The organism is Sporosarcina soli (assembly GCF_042655805.1).
GTDB classification, from domain to species: domain Bacteria; phylum Bacillota; class Bacilli; order Bacillales_A; family Planococcaceae; genus Sporosarcina; species Sporosarcina soli.
The window spans coordinates 1,613,587-1,626,728 of sequence record NZ_JBHSNO010000005.1 but is presented as its reverse complement, the minus strand read 5'-3'; the positions used below and the strand labels follow the sequence as shown (position 1 = coordinate 1,626,728).

General features: G+C 36.9%; 9 protein-coding genes, 1 riboswitch and 1 other annotated feature (1 of these 11 running past the window's edge). Of the genes, 5 read left to right on the top strand and 4 right to left on the bottom strand.

Annotated features, from left to right (window positions below):
- The first annotated feature begins 72 nt into the window (after positions 1-72).
- The 5 genes from ACFPRA_RS11800 (at position 73) to ACFPRA_RS11780 (ending at position 7,772) form a co-directional block, all read left to right on the top strand.
- Positions 73-3,171, top strand: coding sequence for a type 2 lanthipeptide synthetase LanM family protein (locus ACFPRA_RS11800; RefSeq protein ID WP_381434465.1), 3,099 nt, complete (start codon positions 73-75; stop codon positions 3,169-3,171).
- A 130-nt stretch (positions 3,172-3,301) separates the two neighbouring features.
- A complete protein-coding gene (locus ACFPRA_RS11795; protein ID WP_381434462.1) occupies positions 3,302-5,449 on the top strand; it encodes a peptidase domain-containing ABC transporter in 2,148 nt (715 codons plus the stop codon).
- 680 nt (positions 5,450-6,129) lie between these two features.
- Complete coding sequence (locus ACFPRA_RS11790) at positions 6,130-6,462, top strand: magnetosome magnetite crystal formation protein family (RefSeq protein WP_381434460.1); 333 nt, start codon at positions 6,130-6,132, stop codon at positions 6,460-6,462.
- Between the two features lie 43 nt (positions 6,463-6,505).
- The gene (locus tag ACFPRA_RS11785) at positions 6,506-7,255 is read left to right on the top strand and encodes a MerR family transcriptional regulator (RefSeq protein ID WP_381434458.1); all 750 of its coding nucleotides are present in this window, start codon (positions 6,506-6,508) and stop codon (positions 7,253-7,255) included.
- Between the two features lie 31 nt (positions 7,256-7,286).
- On the top strand, positions 7,287-7,772 hold the full coding sequence (locus tag ACFPRA_RS11780) for a small multi-drug export protein (RefSeq protein WP_381434457.1): 486 nt from the start codon (positions 7,287-7,289) through the stop codon (positions 7,770-7,772).
- Between the two features lie 511 nt (positions 7,773-8,283).
- Here ACFPRA_RS11780 and ACFPRA_RS11770 read toward each other — a convergent pair.
- The 4 genes from ACFPRA_RS11770 to ACFPRA_RS11755 all read right to left on the bottom strand — a co-directional run bounded on the left by ACFPRA_RS11770 (position 8,284) and on the right by ACFPRA_RS11755 (position 12,859).
- Positions 8,284-9,630 carry a HAMP domain-containing sensor histidine kinase gene (locus ACFPRA_RS11770; protein WP_381434454.1) on the bottom strand — a complete coding sequence of 449 codons (1,347 nt, stop codon included), beginning with the start codon at positions 9,628-9,630 and terminating at the stop codon, positions 8,284-8,286.
- Positions 9,627-10,295 carry a response regulator transcription factor gene (locus tag ACFPRA_RS11765; protein WP_381434450.1) on the bottom strand — a complete coding sequence of 223 codons (669 nt, stop codon included), beginning with the start codon at positions 10,293-10,295 and terminating at the stop codon, positions 9,627-9,629. Before ACFPRA_RS11765 ends, ACFPRA_RS11770 begins: the two co-directional genes overlap by 4 nt.
- A gap of 176 nt (positions 10,296-10,471) precedes the next feature.
- Positions 10,472-11,464 (bottom strand): magnesium transporter, encoded by a 993-nt coding sequence (gene mgtE / locus ACFPRA_RS11760; protein WP_381434447.1) that lies wholly within the window; start codon positions 11,462-11,464, stop codon positions 10,472-10,474.
- A 229-nt stretch (positions 11,465-11,693) separates the two neighbouring features.
- A riboswitch (M-box (ykoK) riboswitch) is annotated at positions 11,694-11,861 on the bottom strand.
- 65 nt (positions 11,862-11,926) lie between these two features.
- Positions 11,927-12,859, bottom strand: a complete 933-nt coding sequence (locus tag ACFPRA_RS11755) for an EamA family transporter (RefSeq protein WP_381434444.1) — start codon at positions 12,857-12,859, stop codon at positions 11,927-11,929.
- Positions 12,860-12,926: 67 nt separating this feature from the next.
- Positions 12,927-13,142, bottom strand: a binding site (T-box leader) (it continues 16 nt past the right edge of the window).

The window sequence follows — 13,142 nt, the reverse complement described above, 5'->3', positions numbered from 1 at the left end:
AAAGTGTATTAAACGGGTGAAGACTATAATCTTCACTCGTTTTACACTTAATATAATCGAGGAGGGAAAGCTATGGAAATCATAAAATCGGATATTTGGAAAGTATTTAATCGATCTGCTTATTTGAAAGAGATTAATAAAATTATAAGTGACGACAATAGATTTACAGAGGTCCAAAATTGGATGAAGAAAACAGGGACAAATGAAGAGGTCTTAAAATTCAAGCTAACTTATGATGGATATACAAAAGGCGAATTTAACTCCTTACTCGCTCTGAAGAATCGCGGTGATATACCAGATGTAATCAGTATGCCATGGATGCAAAAATTCAAAGAAATATTTTCGGAACAGAGAAATTTTGATATCAAAGATAAAACTGCATTTCAGTGTGTTATTGAACCCATAATTTCTTATGCTTCGATTCAATGTGATACATACTTTAGTTCAATATCGGTTGAAAGAAAAAATGTTATAGATATAAGAGCCTTAAAAAATTCAATTCTTAAAAATATAGAAGAAAAAATAGTGTCATTTACTATAAAGCCGGTTGTATTGGAAATGAATATCGCTAATCTTCGAAACGAGTTAGAAGGAGATAACCCTGAGGAGAAGTTTATTTCCTTTATCCATAATTCATTAAGTTCTACCCAACAAGTTCTACATTTTTTAAGCGAGTATCCGGTTCTGGCTAGACGCTTAGTCGAGTTAACCGATAAAAGTTTGAACCATCACTTTAAAGTCATAAATCGCTTTATTAATGATATCTCAGAAATTCAAGAAACCCTTATTCCAATAACTTCTTCCTTAGTTGATATACAAGTTGATGCTGGTGATACTCATAATGGCGGTCAAACAGTGACTATTTTAACCTTTGATAACCTTCATAAGTTAGTTTATAAGCCACGATCTTTGTCGGTAGATTCACAGTTTCAAGAGTTACTCAAATGGTGTAACAGAATGGGTTTCAAATTAAAGTTTTCTACTTTGAAGATGATTGATAAAGATCACTATGGATGGCAAGAATGTATATCTTATACAGAATGTGATACGAAAGAAGATGTTGAGAATTTCTATTATCGATTGGGTGGTTATATATCTATCCTATATTCACTAAATGCGATAGACTTTCATTTTGAAAATTTAATTGCCCAAGGGCAACATCCTTATTTAATTGATTTAGAGTCCATCTTTCATCCTCTCCAGCCAATGAGCGAACAGTCTACAGCACAACACCAAGCGATGAAACTCCTTATGACATCTGTATTAGGGACAGGTCTTTTGCCTATTCACCACAAAACGGCAAAGGATTCGCCTCTGGAAGTTAGTGGAATAGGCGGGGAAGAAGGTCAAGTCATTAGCAATATTGAATACCTGAAAAACGACAACACCTCCAATATGAAAATTGAGAGAACTCAAACTCATATTGAATCGAGGGCAAATCGACCAAAATATAAAGGTGAAGCTGTAAATCCAGTGGGATATGTATCAAGCGTTTTGGAAGGATTTGAATCCATGTATTCCATATTAATGGACAATAAAGAGGATGTCTTGGGGAAGGATGGTATTTTAGCTCCTTTTCTAAATACGACTACTCGTTTTATTGTTAGGAATACAGAGCTATACGCTAGGTTTATTCAAATGGGAAAACATACGGATTATTTACAAAATGGGTTGGACCAACAGCGACTCATTGATCTTATGTGGAATTATGGACGAATATCCAATAATCATTTAAAGATTATACCTTCTGAAATAAACGATTTACTCCAAGGGGACATTCCTTATTTCTACACCAAACCAAATAGTACAATTATATGGGATAGCAATAACCAAGAAATTCACGGATTCCTAGAAAAAAGCGGTCAGGAGTTAGTATTCCACAAAATTAATTCATTAAGCCAAGAAGATATGATCCGTCAATCTAACTGGATTCATCAGTCAATATTGACACTAGATAAAGAGGAGAGCCATCACCAAAAGAATTTACAAACTATTAGTTTAGACAAAGAAGAGAATCCCAACCAATTGGCTGAAGAAATTGGTAAATATTTATCGTCACAAGCTGTTTGGGGGGAGAGTAAAGAAGATGTTACCTGGATTGGGGTTGGCATGAATATGGAAAGCTCTATGAGCCTTTCTCCATTGCCTGTTGGACTTTATGACGGATTAATGGGATTGTCTATTTTTTATGCGTACCTGGAAGATCAAACAACAAGAAACGAATATAAAGAACTTTCACAGGCAGCGTTAAAATCAGTAATCCAATATATAGATCATCCGGAAAATAAATTAACAATATCCGCTTATTATGGTAGTGCTTCTATACTCTATGGATTGACTTCGCTATATGAACTTTGGAATGACGATGAACTTTTGAAATACTGCAATGTTTTATTAGAGAATATCGAGGAGCTTATTGAGCATGACCAAATATACGATATAATCGGCGGATCAGCAGGAGTAATCATGGTACTTTTAAAATACTATGAATTAACTGGGTCTGAAAAAGTATTGAATATTGCAAGGAAACTCGGTGATCACCTTATTAAGAATGCAATTTCAGTAGGAAAGGGTGTTGGTTGGAGATCTGTCACTTCATCCGTCCCATTAGGTGGATTTTCGCATGGTGCTGCTGGTATAGCACTATCTTTATACCATTTGTATCAGGTTACTCAAGAGGTTATCTATTTAAATGTATGTAAGCAAGCTTTAGTTTATCAAGACTCACTTTTCAAAAGTGATGAAAGATTGTGGGAAGATTTGCGGGAAGGCAAGAAATCTCATAGTCAATTTGGTTGGTGTCACGGATCTTCAGGAGTAATCCTTGCATATACCCAAATGTGGAAAATATTAAGTTCGGAACAAAAAAGTATGGTTCATAATGCATTCGAATCAACATTGTCTAATTTCACTTCAGATAACCATAGCTTGTGTCATGGCGATTTAGGAACCTATTGGGCGCTTTCAAAATGTACAGAAAAAATCAGTTCCTTTTCTGATGAAATACAAAATATTAAGTCGTCCATTTTAAATGGTATGAATAACAAGCCTATTCGTAGCGGTTTTCCTGGAGGTATAGAATCTCCAAACCTTATGATGGGACTGTCAGGAACAGGACTAGCTTTACTAGCAATGGAACAATATATACCAAATGTTTTACTATTAGAATAAACAATTATTTGATCAGATAATATAAAAGTTTAAGGGATTGATTAAACTTTTTCTTAGCACGGTCCTCCAAAACAAATTAACGTTTTTTACATCATAAAGCTTAACTTTAGAGTTATTTCAGGGGGTAATTATGCTTAAACGTCGATCTGTGCCCTTTGTGGAGCAGCAAGAGCAATCGGAATGCGGATTATGTTGCTTAGCCATGATTTCTAGATATTATGGAAGATATTTGACCGTCTTAGACATACAAGAATTGGCGCAAAGTAATAGGGATGGCCTGTCATTGCATCAATTATTAAACATTGCTCATGCAATAGGTATGGACAGTAAAGTCTACAAAGGTACTAGCGAGGAGTTAGAAAATTATGAGCTCCCTGCTATATTACACTGGAAAGGACACCATTTCGTTGTTTTGGAAGAAATCAAAAAAAATAGTTATATTATAACTGATCCTATTAACGGAAGAATGACAGTATCGAGCGAAGAGTTCAATCAATTATTCTCAGGTTACATCATGTGTATTAAGCCTGGTGACTCTTTTGAAAAAAAGAAAGCAAAGAACTTATGGAAGCCATACTTAGATATTCTTATAAATGAAAAAAAGCTTCTATTTTCCTTGATTTCATGGTCCTTATTGCTGCAAGTACTGATGTTAATGACACCAATAGTCACTAACTTTGTAATAGACTCTATTATTCTACCAAAAAGGTTTGAACTGGTAAAAACTCTAGTAATTGGTATATCTATTGTTGTTCTTTTTCAAATAATATTTACCCTATTAAGATCACGACTGCTTGTTGTACTACGGAATAATTTGGATTGGATACTAATGTCACGTTTCTTTCAACATTTATTGCATATGCCCTATTCATTTTTTCAACTTCGGTCATTTGGTGACTTAATGTTTCGGGCAAATAGTAATATGATGATACGTCAAATCTTATCTAACCAGGCTTTAAGTGGTTTTCTTGATATTTCTTTGTTGATTATATTTACGGTTTACTTATATCTGCAATCTCCATCCTTAACACTAATGATATTTACAGTCGGAATTGCTTATTTTTACACTCTGTTTATAGCTGCGAAAAAGCTACAAAGGTTATCTAAAGAAGAACTTTCAAAACGCACAATCGTACAATGGCATCAAAGTGAGATGCTATATGGTATTTTAGGCGTTAAAATGGCCGGTATGGAAAAAAAAATGCTGAATACTTGGGAAGACTATTATAAAGAGCAGTTATCTGCGACTAAGAAGAAAGATTTTTATGCAACGAATTTAGAAGTTCTTATGTTTTCCATTCAGATCATAGTTCCTTTTGCAGTACTCGCTCTAGGGACACTTCAGGTACTAAGCAACAATATTTCGCTAGGTGGCATGATTGCCTTTTATACTTTAACAATAACTTATTTTACATTACTTTCCTCACTTGCGACTGCATCGAGTGAATTTGTTAAAATTACAGCCTATCTAGAGAGAATGGTGGATATTTTAGACAGGCCAAGAGAAAAAGATGGTGAAGTAAAAGTAAAAGAACTTGAAGGCAACATAACGGTTAAAAATCTGAATTTCAGTTACAACAATAATAATGAAAGTTCTATATTAAAAAATATCAATCTCAATATTAAGCAAGGTGAAAAAATAGCAATAGTGGGAAAATCCGGGTCCGGAAAAAGTACATTAGCAAACTTATTAATTGGGTTATATGAACCCACTAATGGGGAGATTTATTTTGATGATTTACCGTTGACCATGCTCGACAGGGCTTCATTAAGAAAAAAAATTGGCATTGTTCCTCAAGATATTCATATGTTCAACCGGTCTATTTTTGACAACATTACAATTTATTATCCTGATGCTAATCTTGAAACTGTAGTACAGGCTGCAAAATTAGCAAAAATTCATCAGGATATTATCTCATTACCATTGGGATATAATACTATTATATCCGAATTTGGCACAAATTTTTCTGGTGGGCAAAAGCAAAGAATTGCACTAGCTCGAGCGCTTATTAACCAACCTTCCATTTTATTATTGGACGAAGCAACAAGTTCATTAGATGCAATTGTTGAAAAAGAAATTGACCAGATTCTCTCCGAACTAAGATGTACACGTATTGTGATAACACATCGATTAAATACTGTAAAAAATGCAGACAAGATTATTGTGCTAGATCGAGGGGGAATTGTAGAAATAGGCACACATTCGGAATTGTTAAGTAAAAAAGGACACTATTATCAACTGGATTTTTCTTCCCAAGATAAGAACTATGTAAGTTGAAGGTCCTCAAGTGTAGCGTATATAGCTAACGATCGATTTTCAACGGTCGGTATTGGAGTAGGGGAATCCGGGGTCGCCAAACCCATACTAGATTCGTTTCCTACTCCTATTTGCTCTAGGTTATCCTTGAATGCACGGAATTCGCTCATTTGATGTCTCTTCCCTCTATCAACGGATTTGCGGCAATGGAACCTGTCGTAAAGTTCAAGCCTCTAAAACTCTCCAAGGAATTACGACCTCGCGATATTCTCACTACTGACATCTTTTACCATTGAACGAGGAGTTTTCCACCCAATGACACCTTATTGCTTGCTGGATAACAAACCTCTACGGGCATTTATAGCCTCTCAGTGTAAAGTTGAGTGGATTTGCCATTCCAGTCAATGTATATCTATGTTTCCCGCGAGCGTTGGGGTCTATTACTTAAAGATGCATGATGGGAAACGTTCCTTGGTACATTTGTTGTCATTCGGTGGCAATAAACATGACAGGAGAGGGACGTTTCATTGACTGTGATCATCTACTAAAATTCATTGAGTTCCCGCTAAATGGTTGTATCTATTAAATTAAAGTTTGTACTTGAATCTCCCGTTACGTCATCTTTTATAATAAATTTAGTTATGTAACTCAATTAAAAAAGCAACAACAAAATATTATTTATACTATTGGAGGTCGATGCTTTGAAAAGGGAGAGTTTGTTAAATAGGGGAGTTGCAAGCTTAATGCACCTATTTTCGTTAGTGTTTACTTTTGTTTTACCTGTACTAGTATATTTAGGGACAAAAAACAGAAACAAATATTTTGCAGAGCATGCAAAAGAGGGAATGAATCTCCACTTTACTTTTTTTCCAATATTTTTAATTTTAAATTTAGTATCCCTGAAATGGAGCGTGGTGTCTGCTTTTTCTTATGGACTTATTATCCTTGAAACAATATTGATTTTAATTGCAGTAGTTTATACTTTAAAGGGAAAAAAATTTTCTTACCCTGTTATTCGTTATTTTAAAGTCTAAAAGATGGATCTATAAATATTAATAAAATAAGAGGTGAGGACAAATGTCAGAAAAAGAAATATTTACTATTGGAGAGTTTATGCAAAAGTCTGGCGTTAGCATTAGAACCCTTCGATATTATGACAGTATAGACTTACTTAAACCAAGTGACTATACAGAGGGGGGACATAGACTATATTCACGAGAGGACTTATCTACTCTACAAAAAATTAAATCCTTGCAGTTTCTCGGTCTTTCCCTAAAAGATATTAAAAACATGCTACAAAAAAGCTCTATTAAGGGTGCAACAGTATTGAAGTCTTTAAACTATCAAAAGCAGCTGTTTGAAGCGAAAAATCTTGAAATAATTAATATTTTATCTGACTTAAACCATCTCATTGAAACAATAGAGGACGAGGAGATCATCAACATCAATATATTTTGTACTATGCTTCAAAAATTAATGTTTGAAGAAGATACACAAAAATGGTTTAAAGATCACTTTTCTAAAGATATAGCAGATGATCTATTAAACATGAATAAGCCGAAAGAAATTGAATTAGATAAAAAATGGACTAAAACTTTATCAGAAATCAAACATTTAACATTTACTGGAGCTATACCGTCTTCTAAGGAAACACAAGGAACAATTGAATCGCTAATACTACTTATGAATGAAACCACAAAAGGGAATTTGGACTTGATTGCAGAAAAGCTACCATCCTCAGAACCTTTTTCATTCCCTAATCCATTTACAGAAAAGGAGCAAGAGTTTCTAAAAGAGGCTATGGAAATTTATCAAAAAGATAATTAAAATATTATTCAATACAAAGGGAGGAAGTAAATTGTTCTGGACATATACGGTGATTTTTATTTTGGCCGCGATTCCTTTTTTTGAAATAATCGCTATTATACCAATTGCGATAGTGGGTGGCCTTCCTACAATTCCAGTAATGTTTCTTTCTTTTTTCGGGAATTTGCTAACTATAATTTTACTTATAAAGTTTGCTGATAATTTCAGGAAGTGGTTGTTGAAGAATAAGAATCCAAAAAATCATGAATCCAAACGTTATAGCAGAGCAAGATTAATATGGAATAACTTTGGTCTTCCTGGGTTATTATTTATAGGACCAATAATTGTAGGGAGCCATTTATCGGCCTTATTATCCATTGTTTTTGGCGCTAGTAAGCAAAAAACATTATACTTAATGTCCATAAGTTTGTTTTCTTGGACACTAATATTGGGGATAGGGTCTCATTATGGATTTAACTTTTTTATAAAAGGAGACAATAATCAAGGTTTTATTATGAAGATTATAAATGGATCATAAATACAAAGATATTCCCTCAGAAAGGTACTCCCCGCACAGTGGGCAGTTAATCGAGTAGGAGGGAGCGATTTACTTCCGAGCTCTCACATCACTGTACGTGAGTCTGTCTAATAATTTTAACTTTCTTAGATGATTCGACATTCCTGTCATTGCGCAAATCACCATTTGTTTGCCTCTCTTGGTGAAATGTAATTAAGTGTAAAATTAATTTGTGAAACACCGGGTTTTAAAAAATAACTATCTACGGATAGCAGACAATTATAATGATTCATTTTAGTTAAATTCCAAAGAAAAAACCATTTTATTTTCGAACTATGACATGACATTTGGCGTTGGTTTGAACAAGAGGAAGTGGAGTGCACTTATACGGGGGATTTTGAGGTATATGATGAAAGATGCCTAGATCCACAAAATGCACAAGTAGATATTTATATAGCGATTAAGGCATAGGAATTGATAAAAGCTTGTACTGCTTCCTGACAATGCGGAAGTAGTACAAGCTAATATCTAGCTAAATTTGTTTAATCGTCATAATGGTACCGCGCACACTCGTTTCAATAGCCCAATCCAGCTTCATTTCCTTTAGCATGAGGGAAATGATCGAGAGGCCGATTCCAATTCCTGTCTGGTTTGACTTTCCTTTCATACCAGGGCCATGGTCTTCAATAATAATTGCTTCATCCTCAACTCGAACTGCGACAAACTGTCCACTTTTGGCATGTCGATCAATATTTTGAAACAGGTTATCTAACACACGATGCATCCACTGAGGATCGACTTCCCACAGCAACTGCCGCTCGGGAATATCCACTTCAATCGTAAATTGGTGATTCTCAAATACGGGATACCAAGACGAAAAGGAATTCCGGATCAATCGAACGACATCCACTTTCTCTGGATAATAAGGATATTTTCCAGTCGTCAACAATGTATAGGAAAGTAAGTTCTCAATTAGTTCGCCCATATAATTCACTTTTTCATCGATGAAGTCCAATGATTTCTGACCTGTTGTACTCAATGACTCTTTCTTTAAACGATAGGCGTGACCACGTATCGTCGTCAGAGGTGTGCGTAAATCATGCGATAAATTCGCGATGAGCTCTTTTCTAAGTTCTTCCTCCTCAATCTCACGATGTCGACTCGTTTCTAGTTCCTGAACCATCCGATTGAATGATTGTACTAGGCGTCCGATTTCATCATCCTTTGTCACTTCGATCATCGCTGGAATACCGGTTGCTTCAGGGGTGGCCATCACCTTTTGTAGATGGAGCAGTCTCTTTCGGATGCGATAAAAAAAGAGCATTGAAATGATAATGAAGAGGGCAAAGATCGATAACAGGGCGATTGGAAAAAGGTAATTGTATTTGGCACGCAGTTTATCACTAGGGCTTACCATGTCTGGACGAGGGACTTGCAGCACCATAAAACCTTCCTGCTGTTTATCCCCTATGAACGCGACGACGGTAAAGGGGTCAACTGTATATCCTCGATTTTTTTTCATAAACTCAATCGCATCAGATGCACTCCACGTATCAGGGACTGCTAATGAACTTGGAAATTTGTCTTTTGTCTGCCCCGAATCATCTACCCAATACATAGACGCTTCCTGGTAGATATTTTTCATTTTCAATAACTTCTGATGGATTTCTGCTTCTGAAGCACCTGATAATCCTTTTGCTGTTTCGATCCACATTTTCTCTAAATCCGTTCCATTATAGTAGCGAACTGGGTCATCAGCTTTTTCCAGGCTATTGTAAAAAATAATCGATACAATAGGCAGGGAAAGGGGGAGTATCATCGTTGCCACAAGAATGATTAACAAATACTGGGCCAGCAAAGAGTTTCTTAGTTTTTTCACTGTTTCACCCGATAGCCAAGTCCCCGAATCGTTTCGATGATTTTGGGCGAACTTGGTTCTTCTTCAATCTTTTCTCGTAAGTGGCGAATGTGCACCATCAATGTTTTATCGCCTTCCAGGTAAGGTTCGTTCCATATTGCCTCATAAAGCTGTTCTTTTGTCAAAATCTGATTCGGATGTTTCAACAGGTACATAAAAATCTGGTGCTGTTTGGCTGTCAACATGATTTCTTCCCCATTGTTCCTGATAATACGATTTGCTGACATGTTCACCTTTAAATGACCTAGGTGAATTTCTTCAGAAAAGTCCTGTTGATTTCTTCTAAATAGCACTTCAATTCTTGCGGCAAGCTCGTCGGGATGAAACGGCTTTGTCACATAATCATCAGCGAACTGTAATCCTTGCAACTTATCATCGACGGATGTCCGAGCAGATAACATTAGAATCGGTATAGCAGGATAACTTTTTTTCAGCCGCTGTCCCACCGTAAAACCGTCAAGCCCTGGAAGCATTACGTCTAAAATGACCAAGTCTGCATTTCCAAGTACGTCTAGCGCTTTTTCTCCCGAGGTAATCCAATGAACCCTATAACCGCGTTGCTCTAAGTCTTCTTTAACAATGTTGCCAATTTCTACATCGTCTTCAATGTATAGAATTTCATGCATCCAAATCCCTCACCTTCGCCAATTGGGCAAGCTGTAAGTATTACGCTTTATTTTCACCTAAGACTATAACCTATACGATATACTGTCAAAATGAAAAAAGTCTACTTTGAGTTGGCAATATTTTACGAGGCCTTCGGAAAAATCGGAAGAGGCTTTTTCGTATACTTTGAATCGACTCATATTAACTTTGAAATAAACATGGTCGCAATGCCAAAATAAATCAGTAAAGACAATATATCGTTAATGGTTGTAATGAGCGGACCTGATGCCACAGCTGGATCCACTTTGAATTTATAGAGGAGAAGCGGAATGACCGTTCCCGCCAGTGTCCCGATAATAAGCGTGGCAAGAAGCGATGAACCGACAACGAGACCCAGTATCAAATCACCTCGCCATACAAAGGCAATCACTGCGATGACAATCGCGCATGTTATCCCTATAATGATTCCGACAATCAACTCGCGGAATAATAGCTTCATAGACTTTTTAATAGTAAGATCCTCCGAAACAAGCCCACGGACGACAACTGCAAGCGATTGAGTTCCCGTATTGCCAGTCATTCCGGCGATCATCGGCATGAAAAAGGCCAGCGCAACAACCGCCTCCAATGTAGCTTCAAATTTCTCAATAATTCCACCCGAAATGAGGCCGATGAAAAGTAACAAAATAAGCCACGGCAATCTTCTCCAAGCAGCAACGAAAGGACTCGTCCGAAAATCGATTTCTTTCCCTGATGCAGAAAGCTTTTCGATGTCTTCATCGGCTTCACGCTGGATAACATCTAAAATCTCCTCGACGTGAATGACACCAATCAGTTGATTTGCATGATTCACGACAGGAATCGACACGAGGTCTCTGTCACGGAAAACTTTTGCTGCTTCCTCCTGATCGAGATCGGTTGGAAACGAAAGTACGTCTGTTTTCATAATGTCCGTAATCCATTCATCATCTAAAGCGCCAAGTAACTCACGGATGGACAAAACACCTATTAGCTGGCTGTCTGAATTTAGAATATACAAGTAGTGAATATTCGTTTTTCCTTGTACATTTTTCCGGAGATGGGAAATGGCTTCCTTGGCTGTATACGTATCTTGAAGGGCGATAAACCCTTTCTTCATAAGTGTTCCGGTCGTTTCATGTTTGAAAACGCCGTTAGTCATGTTGTTCATGATGTGGACCTCCTTAGCACGTCCACTTCTTCACGAGGTGAGGGGAAGTGAACGTTCTCTTAGTAATTTGTTTTGTTAGGGACCTTAACCAACTAGGGGGTTCTGAACTCGTCGGACTACACATCCCCCTCACCTCCTTTCGTGAAATGAATCTGATCGTTGAAGTATAGACAAATAAAAAAACACCTCTCCACAAAGAAGGGTGTTCAATAGAAAACGCTATCAGCGAATAAACCCTCTTCGTAGAGCTTTAGCACTATATGGCATAGGATGAATAGCATCCAGCTACATTAAAAACCACCTTAAGTCGATGGTTCCTGTTGACCCATTGGTGTCTTTCGACATTTCTGGGCAGTAGCGTATCTCCATATAGGAGCCTCACCTAACGAGGAATTCCTACTTCAATTATCAATTGCATACCCACCATACAGGTCTTCCAATGAATTGTCAAATGGAATGGGACTAGTTACTCTCTGAAAAAATACTTGCAACCCCCAATATAAATAGCGTTAAAATACCAATGAATGAAAGGGTAGACCACTCAATACGCGGATCGAATAGTTGAAAAGCAAATGTAAAAACAGGTATGAAGCAGATGGACATCATGACTATAAATGGCTCACAGTATTGAATGCCCTTCTGTACCAAGAACATTGGAATGGTCACACCGAAAATGGTTACAAGTAGTATCCAATCGATATTTTCCATCAAGTACGAGGGCAAAATCGTATACGTCATTAAAAATGAAATAACGATAATCCCGTAAAAACGGTGTGCCAAAATAGAAGAACTTGTCCACCCGGCATTGCTTAATTTCTTGGAGTAAATGGTACAGAGTACGGCGCCTAATCCACATAAAACAGAGGAAATAATGCCATAGACAAAATTTGTTGCGCTTGTCACCTGCACGCCAGAAAATCCGAATAGAGCCGTTAACATTAATAATAGACTAGCCGCGAATGTGCCAACTGTAATCGCCCATTGCATCCGCGTCGCCCGAATTTTTTCCTTTGTAATCATTGCAGTAACAATAATCGCAAAAAAAGGTCCAACTCCCATTTCAAGAGAACTGACAATGGCGGGTTCAATAAATTTCAATGCATAATAGAAGCCCATAAACGCTAAAATAGAACTTCCGTTCAATCTCACGACATCACTCATCGACGATTTTACAGAAACAGTCGATAGCCGACGTTGTTTAAATGCAATCACATTGAAAAGGAACGCGGTAATGAAAAAGCTCACCCCTGTAAATAAAAATGGATGTACACCTTGCACTTGATTTGCGTAGTAGACTTGGCTAGCGGACGTGAGAAGGGCAGAGAGTAATAAGAAGCTCACACCTATGACCATTGATTTTGATGAAATTCCTTTTGACATCGTTGCTGCTTTCATCTTATTCTCTCCTTCAAAAGATTTATTGAAATAAAAAAACTCCATGCCGTTCCGCTTGTATAGATATACAAGGGACGACAGGAGTTCAACTTCTGACGTGGTACCACCCTAATTCACTTTTTATCGTTTGATAAAAAGTCTCATTCAATGCCCTTAACGCGGATCAGACGGATTTTCTTACTACATGTTCAGAAAATCAGCTCAGAGGTGAGTCAATAGCAAGTTACCCCAAAACTCTCAGCAATGTCTTGGTCTCTGTCCGGTAAAAAATGCTACTTTGTCC